Below are 17,834 nucleotides of genomic sequence, written 5' to 3'. Positions count from 1 at the left end.
TATCGGATTCAGAGAGTGATGTAATGTTGACATTTAGAGGCCAGTTAAAAGGGAGATAAGTTTGGCAAAAATTTTGGTGACAGGGGCTACTGGTTTTATAGGGATGAATTTAGTACCACAATTACAATCATTGGGTCACGAGGTTCGTTGTGCTGTTTGGAGAGAAGTTGAATGGCTTAAGGCCGAGCAGATAAAAATTAATAAAATCGAATCACAAAACGACTGGAGCGTAGCGCTTCATAATATTGAAATTGTTATTCATTTGGCTGCTAAAGTTCATGTTTTTGATGAAAAAGATGCTTCGTCAATGGATAAGTTTTGTCAGGTTAATAGTCTTGCAACCAAGGAATTTGCTGAGCAGGCTGCACGCTGTAAGGTAAAACGCTTCATTTTCTTAAGTACTATCAAAGTAAATGGTGAATGCACCTCTAAAAATTTATGTTTTACTGAAAGCGATGAGGAAAATCCTGTAGATCCTTATGCCAAGAGTAAATTGCTGGCTGAGAAATATTTAGAAGCGATCAGTCAATCAACAAACATGGAAGTAGTCATCCTGCGGCCACCCTTGGTTTATGGTCCAGGAGTAAAGGCTAATTTTCTGCGGATGATGAAGCTTGCTGCAAAGGGATGGCCTTTGCCTTTTGCAAAGGTTAATAATCAACGAAGTTTTCTTTACATAGATAATTTAATTTCAGCAATTTGTGCTGTACTTATTAATCCTCAAGCTGCTAATAAATTATTTTTAGTTGCGGATAATGAAAGTTGGTCATTTACAGAACTTATGAATACAATATCAGCTGAGATGAAGGTAAAATCACGTTTATTTCCTGTTCCTGTCAAAGCATTAGCAGGGACACTCACTCTGCTGGGGTTAAAAGAAATGAATACCCGTCTCTTTAGTTCTTTATTAGTAAGTAATAATAAAATCAAGTTTGAGTTAGGTTGGGAGCCTCCAGTCAAGGCTCATGAAGGGATAAGACACACTGTTCAATGGTATCAAGATGAAAATAATTGCTAGTATGAGTATGCTGCTGCTATCAGCAACACTTATTAAGTTATTTTGTTTATTCGTAGCAAACAACGCTAGATTGCTTGATAAACCTAATGAAAGAACTTTGCATGCCAAGCCTACAGTGCGTGGCGCAGGCGTTGTTTTTGTCGGACTTTGGCTACTGACTGTGCCAGTTATTGGTGTATTAACCCATGTTGCCTTATCTCAGCAAATTGTTCTATTAATGAGTGTGATAATACTTGGAGCAGTGAGTTTTGTAGATGATCTCATTAATCTGTCTGTAAAATTACGCTTGCTAACTCAGTGTTTACTGAGTTTGGCTATTACTATCTATTTATTACCTTTTTCCTTAAATTTTGTTAGCTTCACACTGTCAAATCAGGTCATTGTTCTTTTATTTATATTTGCTAGTCTTATTTGGGCAATTAATCACTTTAACTTTATGGATGGACTGGATGGATTTTCTGCAATTCAGGCTATTTTCCTGCTTGGCACCTACAGTTTGATTTTTGGGAGTAACGGTGATGTTTTTTATGAATACATTTGTTTAATGCTCACAGCAAATGTACTAGCCTTTCTCGTTTTTAATTTCCCCCCCGCCAAAGTGTTTATGGGGGATGTAGGAAGCGCCACTTTAGGTCTAACTACTTTCTTTATGAGTTTAATCGCGCAGAAATATTATAATGTCCCTATTCTTTACTGGTTTATGCTAAATGGTCTTTTTCTTTTTGATGCCACAATTACATTAATTCGTCGGATAATTAACAGGGAAGCATGGTATGCTCCCCACAAGAAGCATGCCTATCAGAGACTTAAGCAATTAGGAATCGATACAAAAATGATCCTTTCGGGACAGATATTAGTCAATACAGTAATTGGTATTTTAGTTATATTGATTCATTTTCATAAGAACTACACCTCGCTAATTGTGATAAGCGAATTTATTGTTCTTTACACTTTATATTTTTATATTGAAAAGTCATATCCCATGAAGCTAATAAAGGAAACATGCTAAGCTTAATCCTTAGCCAAGATAGAAAGCAAAGCATGTGTTACCTTTCATGATTGGCTTTATCTAATTGGATGGTGGCTCATTGCATTATTTATAAAATCAAGCTCATCAAGAGATAAAGAGCCTGGAGCGCAACTTACCACTCCGCGATAGTCAAAAGTTGAAACGGTATCACTGCTTATTATGTAATTACATCCTACTTTGCTAATTTGATTATTGCCATACCATCCTGTTGTAGGGGATGAGAAAGCAATTCCATAATCCAAGTTACTTATATTATTATTCCGTAGATATACATTGGTTTTGAGTATTGGATTTCCGCCTACCCAGACTCCAAAACTGTGACCTTGTGGCAGAACTGGCGAAGGACACCCCGAATTTTTTTTCTTATTTGTTATCCTGTTTAGATGGGCGCTTGAACCGCTGGCATTATTACTAAAGGAAATGGCAACACTTTCTCCTGTGCCACAGGAATAGGTTTCTGTAACAATATTTTTCTCAATAATTGTTCCAGGCCCAATAGATTCAATGCCAATAGCAAAAGAATTATTAAATACTGTTGTTCCGCCAGTACTGGTTACTGTGCAGTTCCTAACAACATTATTAGCACCCTCTATTCTTATTCCACGGAAGAAACTGTTTTTTATTACCAGGTTTTCTAAAATATAACCTCCTGATAAGCTGCCCATGTTTGTATCCGAGCCGCTTGAGTTAGAAAGATATATACCATACATAAATCCTCTTATGATGCCATTTTTGATGGTAATATCCTGTACGTCCAATGAGTAGACTCCATATAGTTGGCTATTACTATCCAAGTTTGATGAATCGATAGCATATCCCTGCAAGTCAACTGTTACGCCTGAGGTTAGAATGGTTATTGCATTTTGATTGGCGTTATTGACTAAATTATTGGTCAGGCAATATATTCCTGCTTTTGTTATTATTGTCGGAAGTGAGACTATGGGAGTGCAACTGTTTTGCGCTCTAAGGTTGGTGATGAGTAAGAAAAAAATTGTGATTATCCTTAATACCATAAATATCCCTTTTATTAGTAATTAATGTATAAATCTATATCCTAATTAAACTGACTGATATCACCTCCATGTTAGCCAATCAGCAATCTCTAACCTTATTATTTTTTATGCATTTTTTCAATAACTCAAGTCCTCCCAGGGAAAACAGACGTAGAATAATCCCCGCTTTAATAAAAAGATAAATAATAATATTGGAATCCTGTTTAAAAAATTTATCGTGATAATGCCACATGCCTTTTGCTTTGTACCATAATACTCTTAGTGGAATACTTTTAGCACTATGCCCTTTAATGTGAGTGACTGAGGTATGGGGTGTAAAAATAATTTTCCATTTTTTTAAAATAAAGCGATGAAACCAGTCATAGTCTTCACAGTAAAGAAAATAGGTATCATCTAATAAACCAACGTCTTCAATTGCTTCTTTTCTTACAAACATACAAGAGCCTGAGATTAACTCTACAAAGATTGGGTCCTTGGGAAGTTTTTTTCCTGATAGCAAATAGCTGGAAAAAAAGCTGCTTTCAGGGAATAATTTAGATAAATTAAGAAATTGACTTATTATGCGCCAAGGTGTTGGTGTTAAGCCTCGACAACCAGCCTGTTCACTGCCATCGGTATTTTTAACCAGGCAGCCCGCAATGCCAGCTTCCGGCATTGAGTGCATTAAATTTATGAAATGTTCAATGGTGTCCGTTTCTATAAAGCAATCAGGATTTAAGTATAAAACAAAGGGTGTATCTACTTTAGAGTAGACGATATTGTTTGCTGCTGAGAAACCGAGGTTAGTCTTATTTTTTTGAATAAAAATTGATGGATAATTAGGGTACTGCTGCTCTAATAAACTTATGCTGTTATCTGAGGAGGCATTATCAGATATTAATATGTTAACGGGAATTGAGTTTGATAGAATCTTATCGATACATTTTGTCAGCATTGGTCCAGAGTTATAATTGACTATTATAACCGTTACTAAATTAGCTACCATGGAAAGCCCTTATGCAGTATTTTAAGTAGTTCTTTATAGGTAACTACTCGCTTTTTTTGCCATTTGATTCGTTGTTTAAAAATTGCTTTGAACCCCCTTAGTGCATCAAATTTTGATTTTAAAATGGTGTTTGTTTGCCCGCGAGAACTGATGATTAAGATGGATACCATATTCAGCATAATATGCAGCGGAAGAGACAGGAAGAGCAAAAGGCCAGGCATATTCTTAAAATAAGCCCAAACCAGGTTTCTATGTCCATGGTAGGTATAAAAATCGCTATGGCGTGTAGTTGTTGCTGAACCTGTATGTGCCGCTATAGCAGTGGGAACGTAACAACATTTATAGCCTAAAAGCCTCAAACGGAATGCCAGATCAATATCTTCATAGTAACAAAAAAAACTTTCATCAAAGCCTTCTGCTTCTTCAAAGATATCGCGTCGGTATAAGGCGGCGGCTGCACAGGGAGAAAAGATTTCTTTCAATTCGGAGGATGCCTGATATATTGGTTTCTTATGAAACATACGCCATGCTTTTCCACTGATATGATAAGCATCGCCTGTTCCATCCAAAAAATGGGGATCTGTATCACATAATAGCTTTGAACCAAGAAAGGTATAGTGTGGATGAGAGCGAATTATTTTAACCATTTCCGCCAGCCAATTTGGCTCTGGATAAGCATCAGGATTAAGAAGGGCGATCCAGTTAACTGATTTATCCAAATTTTGAATTGCGCGATTATTTCCTGCAGCAAAACCAAGGTTGGCAGTGGATTTTATCAGTTTTAAATTGAGTTTCGTTTCAAAAATATTACGGGGTAATTCTTCACTACTTGCATTATCAAGAATAATTACTTCAACAGGTCGATAGGTTTGCTGGGCTAACGATGACAGGGCTCTTAAGAGATATTTGGCAGAATTATAGTTAACAATTACAACCCCAATATTGATTTCAGTCAGCACTTTTATTCCTATATCGATAATTCACTCTGTTGATCCCAGTTTGGAAGCTTCGCAATAATATTTAAAAACAGGTTATTACTTTCGATAAACCAATCTTTTTTTTCTTCTACAAAATATTTTTTAATCATTTGGTTTGATAACACGTGTCGAACATTTTTTCCATAGAGATAGGGGATTGAAATTGATGAATAGGAGATGGAAAGTATGGTACAGCTTTCAATTAAATGAATTGCTAATTCAATAGGAAGATTATTAAAATCATTTTTAATAACACGGATGTCATATTCTTCTTGTAAACACCGTATTATTTTTTGGAATATTACTGAATTATGAGCAGGATGGGGTTTTATAATAATCGTTGCGTCGTGATTTACCTGAGATGCTAATATTTCTTTATATAAAGCGATTTCATTTTCAATCGTGGTCAATTTTGAATCAGTTAAGTTACTGAGTATGAAAAGATAACAGGACTTATTGGCTTTCTCTATCAGTTCGTTTCCATACGTTTTAAATTCGGGTAGGGCACTTGCTAAATCAAGAACACATTGCTTAACCTCATTTTTGCCAGGTATTAACAATTGACATTGCTTCAGAAAATCTTGTCCTGGATCGCAGGGAATGGCCAATATGGCCTGTTGGGCTAATAATTGTTTCTTTTTAGTTGGAAACAAAAATTTTCTTTTTAATTGCACCAAGGAAGAATTGAATGAAAATCGTTGATTTTTTCTTAGTCCAAACATTAATGACGTAAAATAATTTTGGCTATAAACTAAACCCAACGCATCCCCATAGCAGATGCGTTTTGCATAAGGGAATGCCTGCATTAGAGTCTGATTCCAAAAATCACTGCTAATATCATGGGCATACAATATTTCGCTAACAGAAACCTTGCCGAGCTTTCGTGGAATTAACTTGGCACGCAAACGAACAGGGATTTTAGTAATTAGCCCCGGCCTGCTGAAAAGTTTATTCCCTTGGATTAAAATATAGGAATCAACAGTTTCAAGCAACTGTCTGAGATGCTTGATCGCTAATGGGGAAAAATCAATATGGGGCTTTGTAAAAACCAGCACCGGACTTGTTGAATTGCTCTGGCCCTTTTTAAGGTGTCTCAGAGCAGTTATGGCCGGGATAAGCTGGTTAATATGGTCAATACTAATTAGTGAGCAATTTTTCATTATTTGTTAAAAACATGGATTTTTTCATACCATTTTAGCTTGTTAATTTGCTCATCTATTGTTGGCAAAAGAGAAGCATTATTAATAAATGAATCTACTTGTTTATAAAGACCGGCTTTAAAATCATGATCTAGTGAATCATCGAGACTAACCTCTTCAACGGCAATAGAACCAATTTTCTGAATTTGAAGTTTTTCAATGGGTCGTAAGTATAGGCGATGTCGACTGGTTAAAAACTCTAATCCCCAGCGCCCAGGAGCCTGCCAATTGGCTTGATAAGAAAATAAGGCGCCTGATTCAGTCACTCCTGAACCTGCATAGATAGCTGCATTGGGATGCCAGGAAAGGGAACCAGAAGTATAAGAGGATAATTGCTTTGGATTTCCCCCCAGATAAAAAGCAAGATCAATAACATGCGAGGAATTGGCTAAAAACCAATTTTCCTTAACCCCATCCTCCTTTTGCAGCTCGGCTATCACATGTCCCCATTCAGTAAATTCAAAATTGAAGGATAGTAATCCACCGTCTTCATTGATAATCGATTGAGCTTTTTGCACAGAAGCGTAGAATCGTCGATTATAACCCACATAAACGTTTGCATTTAACCTGCAAGCTGTATCCGCGACTTGTCGGATATCATCAGGGTCAATACCACCCGGTTTCTCAACGAGCACGTGCTTAATGCCCGCATGCATTATCGCTCGTGTTGCTTCACCTAATCGTTTCTCGCCCACAGAAATGATCGCATGTGAGGGCAAAGTGGTAGCGTTTTTAAGATAGTTTTCGTACCCACCAATTAAAGCAGTAACCCCGGTAGTTTCATAAAAATTTTTAGCAGAGGCTTCGCCTCGACCCACAACTGTAAAAGGGATTTGCATGGATTTTAAAATTTTGGCATATTCGCAAGACATTGGTCCTGCGCCAACAATTAATACGTGCACAAATACATACTCCAAATATTACTAGGTAAAAGGATAATCTACATTACCCTTTACCCCACATTCATTTAAAAATAATTGCAAGGGAGTGAGTAATTGTAAATGTATTTTCATTGACGTTTGATAGTCAGTCAGTTGACAGTTATTGTCTTCGAGCAATGAGGATACCAACTCAGCTGTTAGTGAGCTTTGAAAGGGAACTGGCGCTGCTTGTTCTTGCCATTGCCAATCATTGCTAATACTTGTTGCCCAGGCTTTCTGTTCCCATTCTCGGGAAATAATGCGATTGTCATTACTGTATATTTCTATTTGGGTGGGAGACATGCCGTGCTTATCACAATGTAAAAAAGCAATACTGCCATTTCTAAACCTCGCGATTAACGTGCCGGTCAACTCATAATACCCTGGGCGTTTACTCGCAATAATTTCCTTATCCAGATAAGAGGTATCCAGTTCAAATTCAGTATTCCCTGTGATATAAGTAATGTGATCTAAATAATGTATAGCGTTGGTTACCAACCCATACTGACTTCCTGTCACACGATAGTGAATAGCTTGATTTAAAAACAACTGGTTTAAGGTTTTGTAAAACGGCATCATGCGCATGGGGCAATTAACCCAGGTCTTTGTTTTTTTAACTGCAAGTATTTCTGCAATGTCTATGTAGTCCTGATATTGAGTAAAAAGTAATTTTTCAAGTATCAAATGGTTTACATCAGCGTTCGACAGTAATTTTTCAACGATAGCGCGTCGGCTCTGAGCAGTACTTGCAACAATAACAATATCAAGAGGGTTGTTGATATCAATAGACTGTTGGTAAGCAATTTCGTGAGAAGAATCACCCTTACATGAATCAAAGCGCGAGCAGGCTAGCTCAAGAGACTCTGGATTTGGATCAATAACGGTAATATTTAGCTTTTTATTAATCAGATTAAGCGCTTGCAGATGCCTGCTCCCTAACTGCCCCGCCCCGATTATTGCTATTTTATTCATTGTTATTGTTTTACTTAGGAATTTGTTTAGGGAGACATTCTAACTGAGCTGTAAAAGTAGATCAAATATGACAGCACCGCCATATGCCATAATGTGAAATTTGGATATGTCGGTTTTAGCATTTCATATCTTTTAAGGTAATTTCTTTAATAGCTGAAACGGCTTTTTTTGCTGAATGACAGGGATTTTCCAACGCCAGTTTTATCCGGTGCCAATACTCTTCTCTACATTTTGAAGATAAGAGATAATTTAAATTTTGATCCATTGAATTTTTTGATTCACAAATAAATGCCAGTTTTTGCTTTTGGTAGGGGGAAGAATTATAGACATTAAATTTTTTAGCATACTCAATAATATCCGAATTATAAGATAGGAGTGCAGGTACGATTAGAGGACTATCTGAAAAGTAATTTAAATAGCATGAGTCATAAATGCAATTGGAAAAAATGCTGCAAACCAAATCACAAATTAATAATGAATACTCGACTCTATTTTCATCAAGAATGCGCAAATCTAACCCTGCATTCATGATAAGATCAATAATTTTCTTTGCTTCTTCTTTTGTTTCTCTAGGGTGTTTACGATAAAGTATAATGGTGTCAGAAGCATTCTTCCTAATAGAGCTTAACATGTCTTTGATAGTATCATAGTAGCCGGGAAGAAAATGAAGTGATTGTCCAAATAAACCAACTATTTTTTGCTCGGCTGTGACCTTTATTTTATTTCTTAATTGCTCTTTCAGAAGAGGAAGTGATAAATCACTATAAGGAGCGTGCCGAGGAGAGCCAATGATCACTGTACCTGTGTTATAATTTTCTTTGGTTAGTCTTGCTGCTTCAGTGTCCAAGCATAAATAATAATCAGCAAGTTTACCAAAAAAAGTATTTACCTCTCCCCAGAAGTCTTGCATTACAAAGGTTTTAATTTTATTGCTACAAACAGCAATAATTGCTTCATCAATACCAGCATCTCTCGGGGATGATAAACCGGACAGGACTGCGTCTGGTTTTAATTCATCAATTAAATGTTTACTAAACGATAACAGGTCGTTGGCTTCCTTCTGTTTACTATCTGTTACGGGTAGAAACTTAATTTCATTAACCATATTAATGCCAGCATTATAAAAATATTCAGGCGCAGGATTCTGTGCATAAATATATAATTCAATTTCCTTATCTAGCAGAGCCTCTTTAACAATTTCGATAATGTTTACTGTAGCTCCTACATCCCGAGCAGTAACAAGCAATTTCATAATGATCCTTGTAAGATGGTTTTTAATAAATTTATATTTCTGTCTGCTTGTCTGCTTAATTTAAAGAATTTATGCCATTCAGAATTAAGCGTAAGATTCCCTGAGATTTCACTGAAAGTTAATAGACAGAAAGCTTTTAAGGCCAATATAGACAAGGAATATTCATCAGATTGTTGATATTCATAAATACCCCCAGATTCCCGATAGGCTTTCATGAAAATATTGCTTAGTATTAAAGCATCTGATTTCGAGTCCGTATGATTAAAGATAATTCTTTCAATGATAAACGTAAGATCAAACAGAACAGGTGAATAACTATGCAGTGCATCCTCAAAATCAAAAAAACAAATGGTTTTATCCTCAGTAATTAATAAATTTCCTGGATTAAGATCACCATGTAATATTTGCGAGTTATCCGAATTGATTAAATTAAAGTGATGTTTTAATGCAAATTGTTTAACATAGTCAGGAATAGGACCAACTGGATGCTTTCCTAAAGCAATTTCTTTTTGTAGATATTCTAATTGATTTATTCTTTTATGAGTTCTATGAATTACGGTTGGTTTTTCTGGATAATCTTTGATCATTTTATGCAGTTTTGCCAGGGCTGTTCCTAGTAAAATTAATTGCTCTGGATTAGGGAGAAGCCGAGTACCGTCAACATAGGGATAAACGTAAAAAATAGAACCATCGTTTGCGTCAATATAATTATAGAGGGATGCATTCACTTGGAATTCTACAGGATTGAGCCACTTGGTTAATTGCTCAGATTCTTCATAGTGTTCTCTCTCTCTGTCAGGAATTTTTTTTACAAAATACCGTTTGTTATCTTTAGCACTTGCGAACATGAAGGCTAAAGTTGATTTTTTATCAAATTTAACTAAATAAGATGTGCCATCAATATTTAAAATTTCTTGTAAAGGCAAGAGTTCTTTTCCTTCAAAAGGAACAAACTCAGGTAGCGTTGGAAAAAGAGATTGCCAAGAGGGGTTTTTAACTATCATTATATTTTATTAATGTCTGTCCATTGTATAGGTCTGCCAGCTTTGATATTTCTCCTAACCTGCCAACCCTGCACGAGATCCCAATGTTGAGCTGCCACGCCCCTACAGGGGAATGCAAATTTAATATTTTCCAGAGAGATTGTTTCGCCGACTGCAAGGTCATGTCTTGCAATGAGGCAATTCCTTTGTGAACTGCCAATCACTCCACGAATTGGCTCTCTAAGATCCCGAAAATTGTTTCCTAATGCCAGCCAGCAATTATGAACTGATTGTAGAACTTTAGGTAATTGATCTATATCCATTGTATGCGATAAATCCTGATCAAGTGATTCAGGAAAAAAATGAACACCTTTTTCCAGAACAGAGGCTCCCAAGCCGATTGAAAGGAATAACATTTCAATTCCATTATGGTGATCAGATAGGCCTACAGGTAAATTAAAGCATTGTTTTAATGTTTGTAAAGTTTTTAAATTATGGGCTTCAGGTAAAGCGGGATGCCCATCTGGACTGTGTTCAATTATTATTTTTTCACATCCTTCCCGTCTGGCAGTGTCAACAGCATTAAAAATTTCTGCCAAATTTGAACGCCCTGTGTCAATAATTAGTGGTAAGCCTGTTTTTGCAAGATATCGAATCAATGGAATGTGAACAAGATTAGAGGAAGACGTTTTAAGAGCACACGCTCCTTGCTGAACAGCAAAATCGGCTGTTTCAAATTCATAAACAGAGACTATAAACGGTAAGTTTACTTCCCGTAATAATGAGAATAGGAGTTCATATTCTTTTAGAGACAAAATTTTGCGCTCAATCAGGGTGCGATAATTTTCCTTTTTTATTTCCCCCGTTTTACTGGAATAGATTTCTTCATAATCACCATGTAAGCAGATATCTGGATTGTTTAATATTTCTGTTTTGCATATTAAGGGTTGATGTGCAACCAAGTCCCTGGCTTTTATAATTGTTTGCAATAAATCTTTAGCTAATTCAATATCTTTATTAAAAAACGTACCAATTTCAGCTAAAAAAACAGGAGGTTGGGTCTTATCTATTAAAAAAGGACCGAGATGAAACGGTTGAAACATAATATCACCATTAATTAGAGTCTGTTGACATTTCAACTTAAGCTGCTCACTTCCCGCGCTTTATGCATGGAAATACATGCAAGCCACACAAAATTAACCATCTTTTTGACAAAGTTTGAGAATAGATTCCGCGCGCATAAAGCACGGAACCTAGGCTCTGGTTCCAATTGTCAACAGAACCTAGACATTTATTTGCAATAAATAATGGTCAATCATCAATTTTAATCCATTAACTAATTGCTTCTCATTTTTTTCTGTTTTCATTGTCCAGGTTCTCACAGGATCTTTTCGTGGGCTTAACTCTAAATCAAATTTAAAAGGAGTAAATTGCCATGATTTACATCGATTCTTAATATGCTCAATAATAGTTTCCTGGGAAAAAATATTCCAGCCTTTTTCCCAGTCACCTGTTATGTTATCAATCCTTTTTCTGTGTCGAATTTCGCAGTCCACTCCAAATTCATTGAAGGGTGATAGGAGAAAAATCACGCCGTTATCTTTGACAACTCTGAACAAATTATCCCAGAAAGTAGCTAGTTCATTTTCATCGAAAATCGATATGACACTGACAACTGTGATAATGTCGAATTTTTTTTCAAAACTTTCGGGTAAATTCATTACAGAAGCATTTAAAAAAGTTTTATCTGGCTGATGTCTTTTACATTCAACAATCAAATCATCAAAAACATCAGTCCCTGTGTAATTAATTTCCTTGAACTGAGTTGATAAAAAATGGATAAGTTCTCCTGTGGCACAGCCTATATCTAAAAGGTTTGCATTTTCTGGAAATATCAGGCTCTCCATTTGACTCGCAAGAAATTTAAACATTTCCTTGGGTTGTTGAGTCCACCCATCAATTAAGTAATGTTGGTAGTTTTTATATTGTGCAGACATCTATAATTCCTTTATATACTTACTGATTCAAGCTTTACTGATTTTGCTGAAGCTGTTACGAGAAAGGAAGGTAACATCTTTTAAAAATCAACTATTTAAAAATAACCCTGTTTTTGGTTGGCATGTGACATTAATGAAAAAAATAATAGCATATTCATAGAATTGGATCTACATACGGTGTCTTGAGGTGACATTCATTTCTATCTATACTAGCTGCGAACATAATTTAGGATTGGGATTAAGTTTAAAATGTTAAGAGCGCTTATTCACACTCTCAAAAAGGTTACCACATCAATTGATAAACCCATATTTATTAACGTTACATCCCAGGCAAATGCTCCTATTCTGGCTATAATCGGTCAAGAATTATTGAATCGTGGCGAAAAAATATTATTTATTATCGAGTCGGAAAAACAAGATATCGTTAATACGATTAGCAAATATGTTTATTCCAATAAGATTGGCAGGTATTGTGTTCATCTGGAAAGAATTTACCCAACCAAAAATAAAAATGCAGAAAAGAAATATCATCTGATAAAAAATGCATTCATTGACAAAATTAAAGAGTATCTTGATGGAGATGAATTTGATCAACATTATTTTGATATTATTTTTGACCAGTTAAAACAGCAAATTATCAAGGTTAATTCTCTAATTACTAAGTACTCCCCTAAGTTAGTTATAGTGCCAGAAGATGGGCTAGGTGGTAATTTCTGCCTGATTTCTCAGGCAACGAATAGAAAGATAGCAGTTCTTGATATACCTTATGGTTTTGGAAGTATCTATGATTATGAAGATAGTTTGGAACAAAAAGAAAGGGCAAATGAATTAATAGATAATAAATCACCTCTTAGCAAGGTTGTTTCAAAATATTATTCTAACTGGGTTAAAAAGGGTAGGTTTGCCGGAAAAACTCTCTTGATTCCTGAGTTTATATTGGCTCGTGAAGCGCTTAACCTCAGTATTGTAAATCCCTGGACTGTGCATGGTGGCTTGGCTACTAAGTTAGCTGTTGAGAGTGAAAGAATGATGGCACATTATCAAAGGGAATATGTCGATCCTGAGAAATTGGTATTAACTGGTTCAATCTATTGTGACCTGCTTTTTGATTCGTTACATTCACATCCCAAATATATTGCAGCCTATAATCAAAAAAGTAAAATAAATCCAGGCAAGACATCTATTCTTATATCTTGGCCAGCAAATTATCACAAGGAACGTGGTTACCTTTGTGAATTTGAAACTTATGAAAGCCTAACCAGAGGAGTGTTGGAATTCCTTGCTTCACTGGAAAATACACAAATAACTATAAGTTTGCATCCGGCTTTACGTGAAGATATTGGAAATTTTCTGACTAATAAAAAAATACGAGTTACGGACGAATATATAATAAACGAATTACCCAAACATGATATTTTTATATGCTGTAATTCAAGTACTTTAAGGTGGGCAACAGTTGTTGCAAAACCAGTCGTAAATTATAATTTCTATCAATTCAATACCACTGATTATAATGATATAGAGGGGGTATTAACTGTTTGCCGACAGGATGAATTCAAGATTCAAGTCCATCGTCTTGTTAATACCCTGGAATATTATCAACAAGTAGCTAAGTTACAATTCAAGCATGGCAGCAAGTGGGGGATTTTGGACGGAAAAAATTTTGAGAGGCTACATCAGCTGATTCATGGTTTAATAGCGTCTGATGGAAATAGAAGGATAAAACTATCAAAAATGCACTCATAGAGTATTTTCTTCTGTACATGGACAGGAAGCTAATTGTGATGAGCGTTTTTGTGTAATAAATACCCATTATGGCAAATTAAAGCAGGGTGATTTTATGATATTTCGTCAATTATTTGACCGTCAATCGTGCACTTATACTTATTTGTTAGCTTCCGCAGAGAGTAAAGAAGCAGTCATCATTGATCCAGTTAAAGAAAATGTTAGCTGCTATATAGAGTTGATTAACCAACTGGGACTTAAACTGGTTGTGACGATAGATACACATCTTCATGCTGATCATATTACTGGTACAGGCGAATTGTATCAGTTAACAAATTGCCAAATTATGATGGGATTGCAAACCAAAGCAGAGTTCGTGTCACTTAAATTTTCAGATAATGAGATAATCAATTTTAATGATTTCAGGCTGAAAGCGATTTATACACCAGGCCACACTGATGATTCATATTGTTTCCTACTAGATAACAAACTATTTACTGGTGATACATTATTAATTCGTGGAACAGGACGAACTGATTTTCAAAATGGATGTGCTAAATCACAATACGACAGCTTGTTTAATCGTTTGCTTAAGCTTCCTGAAGATACCTATGTTTATCCGGGGCATGATTATAATGGAATGACTGTAAGTACTATTGGTGAAGAAAAAAGGTTCAATCCAAGATTACAGGTTAAATCATGTGAAGAATATATTGCTATAATGAATGGCTTAAACCTACCCAAACCCCAAAAAATGAACATTGCAGTACCTGCTAACCTTAAAAATGGTATTCCTGAGTACTTTGAAATGCATAATTAAAAGATAAAAATATTTATCTTATTCAATTAATTAGGTGATTTATTTGGTTTTTAGGTAACTTTGTAGCACTTATTCTAATCAGAATATTATTTAATAAAATATCTCCAGGCGTTATAATAACAATTTTGCCAGAGTCAATTTATGGGAGTGCTCATAGCAATAATAAGGAGATGTGGTTTTTTTAATCAATCTTTAGGACAACTTAATTGCTTAATGGCCTCTGGCTGTATGAACTTTTCTGATTAAAGTTGAGAAAGAGAGGCATTTTGATTAAACGTATCTTTGATGTTTTATTTTCATGTACATTCTTAATATTGATGTCCCCCCTCATCGTAACTATCGTACTGTTTGTGCGTTATAATCTGGGAACGCCAATATTTTTTTGTCAGAAGCGGCCTGGGTTGCATGGCAAAATTTTCAGCATAATTAAATTTAGAACGTTGCGAGATAGTCGAGATGCTCAGGGCAGGTTATTGCCTGATGAGCAACGGATGACGCGGTTAGGCAAATTTTTGCGTGCTACAAGTTTGGATGAATTGCCCCAATTATGGAATGTTCTTAAAGGTCAAATGAGTGTGGTTGGTCCCAGACCCTTATTAGTTGAGTACCTTTCTTTTTACAGTCCGGAGCAGAAAAGGCGTCATGATGTAAAGCCCGGTATTACTGGTTTGGCGCAGGTCAGTGGACGTAATGCCTTAGCCTGGGATGATAAATTTAAGCTAGATGTTTGGTATGTGGATAACCAGTCTTTATGGTTAGATATCAAAATAATATTTTTGACCATTAAGAAAGTTATTCTGCGTAAAGACATTACTAGTGAAGGGAGCGTAACTGTTGAGAAATTTGAAGGAAATAAAGAGTAGGTGTTATGTTTCAGCTTTTGCTTCAATACCATCGTGCGGATGACTCAGGGGTACATATGGAAGAACAATCAGGTACTGTTAATCGTAGTGAAATTGAATTAACTCAATTATTTCGAGTTCTTTGGCGTGGAAAATGGTTTATTTTCGGTGTGATGGCTTTTATGGCTTTACTTGCTATTTTTTACGCTCATAAAAGCAAGCCTGTTTATCAGGCAAAGGTGGCGTTAATCAAACCGATAAAAAATGATCTCTTAAGTATTAACTCCGTTAAAGAACTTGCAATTCGTACAGATGATGTTTTTCACATTTTTTTGGGGGTGCTTTTTGCTGAATCCACCAGAAGCAACTTCCTTAATAAAGAAAAGGAACAAGATAAGAATAATGCACCAATTTCTGTTGTCGTTAATCGGGATGTCCTGAATCGTTATAATCTTCATGTCAATGCTTATAGTCCGGTAGCGGCTAAAGGAGCTGCGAAACGTTTTCTCAGGTTTGTTCATGATGAAGTACAAGTCAAACTGAATGAAACTTTCAAGAGGGAGCTAACAGTTCTTAATAATAAATTACAGGGTGATATCAATTTTAAACATGCGTTGGCTAAAAGGGAAAAGGAAGCCCAGATTGCATTAGCGGATGAGAAATTAAGGCTTGCCAAAGCACTTTATATTAAAAATAAGAATGATTCTGATCTTTATATTCAACAACGAATTAGCGAGCTTTCTGCTGAGATTGATAATATCCAAAATCGTGCTGATGACATTTTTGTCCCTCAATTGCGTGAATTGGAAGAGAAAAGCTTAAAGCTTAAAAATTACCAACCGGATTTTACTAATGTTATTTTTGCAAGAGTTGATGACAGGATGGTGGTTTCAGAAACATACATGCGTCAAAAAAGCAAGGTGTTTGTTGCTCTTTCAATTTTGGTGGGATTTCTTATTGGATGTATCTTAATTACAGTATGGAATTTTAAGTCACTGTTAATTTCCAAATGAAATGTTTGAGTGTAAAAAATTTAAACTATATCATTACACGGTAATAAATAACTTATGTTACGCACGCTCCATCCAGGCTACAATTTTCAAGGAAAAACCGCTGCTTTAATCGCCGCGTGACATGAGTAAATAACATGGAAGTTACCCGGCATGATTGAATTGCCAATTCTCGGAAATGATTCCTGCAAAAATAAATTAAATACAAGAGGAATGTTATGAAAGGTATTGTACTCGCAGGTGGTGCTGGTACCAGGCTTCACCCAATAACTAAAGGAGTATCTAAGCAATTACTCCCGGTTTATGACAAGCCTATGATCTATTATCCTTTATCAGTACTGATGTTGGCAGGTATTCGGGATATTTTAATCATTACTACCCCTGAGGATAAGTCTTCGTTTCAACGCTTGCTTGGGAGTGGTGAACAATTCGGGATTAACTTAAGCTATGAAGTACAACCTAGTCCGGATGGTTTGGCACAAGCGTTTATTATTGGTGAAACGTTTATCGGCTCTGATTCAGTTTGTTTAGTGCTGGGTGATAATATTTTTTATGGTCAGGGCTTGACGTTAAAATTAAGAGAAGCAGTAGCAAGGTCCTTGGGGGCTACGGTTTTTGGTTATCAGGTGAAAGATCCGTCCCGATTTGGGGTAATTGAATTTGATCAACACATGCGAGCTGTGTCTATTACAGAGAAACCACAGAATCCAAAATCAAACTATGCAGTCACAGGTCTCTATTTTTATGATAATCAAGTGGTTGATTTCGCAAAACAAATTAAGCCTTCTTATCGAGGGGAGCTGGAAATTACATGCCTTAACCAGATCTATCTGGAAACGGGTCAATTAAAGGTGGAATTATTGGGGCGTGGTTTTGCCTGGTTGGATACAGGAACCCATGAAAGTCTCCTGGAAGCCAGTATGTTTGTACAAACAGTTGAGCACCGCCAAGGGTTAAAGATTGCCTGCCTGGAAGAAATAGCATACCACTCCGGTTGGCTCTCGCCACAGAGGCTGGAACAAATTGCTGGTGAGTTAAATAAAAACAACTATAGCCATTATCTATTATCAATATTAAGGCATGTATAACCA

Annotated in this window: 17 protein-coding genes; 7 read left to right on the top strand and 10 right to left on the bottom strand. The window is 35.9% G+C overall.

The genetic code is table 11. The features are described from left to right. Positions 1-61: 61 nt before the first annotated feature. Both E1O65_RS02645 and E1O65_RS02640 read left to right on the top strand, forming a co-directional pair. The gene (locus E1O65_RS02645) at positions 62-1,018 is read left to right on the top strand and encodes an NAD-dependent epimerase/dehydratase family protein (RefSeq protein ID WP_133132048.1); all 957 of its coding nucleotides are present in this window, start codon (positions 62-64) and stop codon (positions 1,016-1,018) included. Beyond that, positions 1,002-2,027, top strand: a complete 1,026-nt coding sequence (locus E1O65_RS02640) for a glycosyltransferase family 4 protein (RefSeq protein ID WP_133132047.1) — start codon at positions 1,002-1,004, stop codon at positions 2,025-2,027. The genes E1O65_RS02645 and E1O65_RS02640 overlap by 17 nt, the downstream gene beginning before the upstream one ends. Before the next feature lie 56 nt (positions 2,028-2,083). Here E1O65_RS02640 and E1O65_RS02635 read toward each other — a convergent pair whose 3' ends face one another. The 10 genes from E1O65_RS02635 to E1O65_RS02590 all read right to left on the bottom strand — a co-directional run bounded on the left by E1O65_RS02635 (position 2,084) and on the right by E1O65_RS02590 (position 12,346). Further along, on the bottom strand, positions 2,084-3,061 hold the full coding sequence (locus tag E1O65_RS02635) for a hypothetical protein (RefSeq protein ID WP_133132046.1): 978 nt from the start codon (positions 3,059-3,061) through the stop codon (positions 2,084-2,086). Between the two features lie 79 nt (positions 3,062-3,140). Beyond that, positions 3,141-4,046, bottom strand: coding sequence for a glycosyltransferase family 2 protein (locus E1O65_RS02630; protein WP_133132045.1), 906 nt, complete (start codon positions 4,044-4,046; stop codon positions 3,141-3,143). Further along, a complete protein-coding gene (locus E1O65_RS02625) occupies positions 4,040-5,005 on the bottom strand; it encodes a glycosyltransferase family 2 protein (RefSeq protein ID WP_242601520.1) in 966 nt (321 codons plus the stop codon). The genes E1O65_RS02630 and E1O65_RS02625 overlap by 7 nt, the downstream gene beginning before the upstream one ends. An 8-nt stretch (positions 5,006-5,013) precedes the next feature. Beyond that, positions 5,014-6,078 carry an alpha-2,8-polysialyltransferase family protein gene (locus E1O65_RS02620; RefSeq protein ID WP_242601519.1) on the bottom strand — a complete coding sequence of 355 codons (1,065 nt, stop codon included), beginning with the start codon at positions 6,076-6,078 and terminating at the stop codon, positions 5,014-5,016. A gap of 104 nt (positions 6,079-6,182) precedes the next feature. Beyond that, positions 6,183-7,124 carry a Gfo/Idh/MocA family oxidoreductase gene (locus E1O65_RS02615; protein WP_133132042.1) on the bottom strand — a complete coding sequence of 314 codons (942 nt, stop codon included), beginning with the start codon at positions 7,122-7,124 and terminating at the stop codon, positions 6,183-6,185. 21 nt (positions 7,125-7,145) lie between these two features. Next, positions 7,146-8,114, bottom strand: coding sequence for a Gfo/Idh/MocA family oxidoreductase (locus E1O65_RS02610; RefSeq protein ID WP_133132041.1), 969 nt, complete (start codon positions 8,112-8,114; stop codon positions 7,146-7,148). Between the two features lie 115 nt (positions 8,115-8,229). Then, the gene (locus E1O65_RS02605) at positions 8,230-9,366 is read right to left on the bottom strand and encodes a hypothetical protein (protein WP_207384218.1); all 1,137 of its coding nucleotides are present in this window, start codon (positions 9,364-9,366) and stop codon (positions 8,230-8,232) included. Continuing rightward, positions 9,363-10,370, bottom strand: a complete 1,008-nt coding sequence (locus E1O65_RS02600) for an aminoglycoside phosphotransferase family protein (protein ID WP_133132040.1) — start codon at positions 10,368-10,370, stop codon at positions 9,363-9,365. The genes E1O65_RS02605 and E1O65_RS02600 overlap by 4 nt, the downstream gene beginning before the upstream one ends. Then, a complete protein-coding gene (locus tag E1O65_RS02595) occupies positions 10,370-11,452 on the bottom strand; it encodes an N-acetylneuraminate synthase family protein (RefSeq protein WP_133132039.1) in 1,083 nt (360 codons plus the stop codon). The genes E1O65_RS02600 and E1O65_RS02595 overlap by 1 nt, the downstream gene beginning before the upstream one ends. Before the next feature lie 180 nt (positions 11,453-11,632). After that, positions 11,633-12,346 carry a class I SAM-dependent methyltransferase gene (locus E1O65_RS02590; protein WP_133132038.1) on the bottom strand — a complete coding sequence of 238 codons (714 nt, stop codon included), beginning with the start codon at positions 12,344-12,346 and terminating at the stop codon, positions 11,633-11,635. 249 nt (positions 12,347-12,595) lie between these two features. On the opposite strand from E1O65_RS02590, the gene E1O65_RS02585 reads away from it, so the two are divergent. The 5 genes from E1O65_RS02585 to rfbA all read left to right on the top strand — a co-directional run bounded on the left by E1O65_RS02585 (position 12,596) and on the right by rfbA (position 17,831). Further along, entirely contained in the window at positions 12,596-14,092 is a 1,497-nt protein-coding gene (locus E1O65_RS02585; RefSeq protein ID WP_133132037.1) for a hypothetical protein, read from the top strand. Positions 14,093-14,186: 94 nt separating this feature from the next. Further along, positions 14,187-14,891, top strand: a complete 705-nt coding sequence (locus tag E1O65_RS02580; RefSeq protein ID WP_133132036.1) for an MBL fold metallo-hydrolase — start codon at positions 14,187-14,189, stop codon at positions 14,889-14,891. A 266-nt stretch (positions 14,892-15,157) separates the two neighbouring features. Beyond that, on the top strand, positions 15,158-15,754 hold the full coding sequence (locus tag E1O65_RS02575; protein ID WP_278043639.1) for a sugar transferase: 597 nt from the start codon (positions 15,158-15,160) through the stop codon (positions 15,752-15,754). 5 nt (positions 15,755-15,759) lie between these two features. Beyond that, the gene (locus E1O65_RS02570) at positions 15,760-16,746 is read left to right on the top strand and encodes a Wzz/FepE/Etk N-terminal domain-containing protein (protein ID WP_133132035.1); all 987 of its coding nucleotides are present in this window, start codon (positions 15,760-15,762) and stop codon (positions 16,744-16,746) included. A 215-nt stretch (positions 16,747-16,961) separates the two neighbouring features. Continuing rightward, positions 16,962-17,831, top strand: a complete 870-nt coding sequence (gene rfbA, locus E1O65_RS02565) for a glucose-1-phosphate thymidylyltransferase RfbA (protein WP_133132034.1) — start codon at positions 16,962-16,964, stop codon at positions 17,829-17,831. The last annotated feature ends 3 nt before the right edge of the window (positions 17,832-17,834 follow it).

This window comes from Legionella sp. W10-070 (assembly GCF_900640175.1).
GTDB lineage: Bacteria > Pseudomonadota > Gammaproteobacteria > Legionellales > Legionellaceae > Tatlockia.
The sequence above is the reverse complement of the archived record's forward strand: the minus strand, read 5'-3'. Positions and strand labels throughout refer to the sequence as shown.

Bases quoted from the DNA above. Each gene is read 5' to 3' on its own strand.
- E1O65_RS02640 (WP_133132047.1), top strand. From the start codon at position 1,002: ATGAAAATAATTGCTAGTATGAGTATGCTGCTGCTATCAGCAACACTT.
- E1O65_RS02635 (WP_133132046.1), bottom strand. From the start codon at position 3,061: ATGGTATTAAGGATAATCACAATTTTTTTCTTACTCATCACCAACCTT.
- E1O65_RS02630 (WP_133132045.1), bottom strand. From the start codon at position 4,046: ATGGTAGCTAATTTAGTAACGGTTATAATAGTCAATTATAACTCTGGA.
- E1O65_RS02610 (WP_133132041.1), bottom strand. From the start codon at position 8,114: ATGAATAAAATAGCAATAATCGGGGCGGGGCAGTTAGGGAGCAGGCAT.
- E1O65_RS02605 (WP_207384218.1), bottom strand. From the start codon at position 9,366: ATGAAATTGCTTGTTACTGCTCGGGATGTAGGAGCTACAGTAAACATT.
- E1O65_RS02600 (WP_133132040.1), bottom strand. From the start codon at position 10,370: ATGATAGTTAAAAACCCCTCTTGGCAATCTCTTTTTCCAACGCTACCT.
- E1O65_RS02595 (WP_133132039.1), bottom strand. From the start codon at position 11,452: ATGTTTCAACCGTTTCATCTCGGTCCTTTTTTAATAGATAAGACCCAA.
- E1O65_RS02590 (WP_133132038.1), bottom strand. From the start codon at position 12,346: ATGTCTGCACAATATAAAAACTACCAACATTACTTAATTGATGGGTGG.
- E1O65_RS02585 (WP_133132037.1), top strand. From the start codon at position 12,596: ATGTTAAGAGCGCTTATTCACACTCTCAAAAAGGTTACCACATCAATT.
- E1O65_RS02580 (WP_133132036.1), top strand. From the start codon at position 14,187: ATGATATTTCGTCAATTATTTGACCGTCAATCGTGCACTTATACTTAT.
- E1O65_RS02570 (WP_133132035.1), top strand. From the start codon at position 15,760: ATGTTTCAGCTTTTGCTTCAATACCATCGTGCGGATGACTCAGGGGTA.
- rfbA (WP_133132034.1), top strand. From the start codon at position 16,962: ATGAAAGGTATTGTACTCGCAGGTGGTGCTGGTACCAGGCTTCACCCA.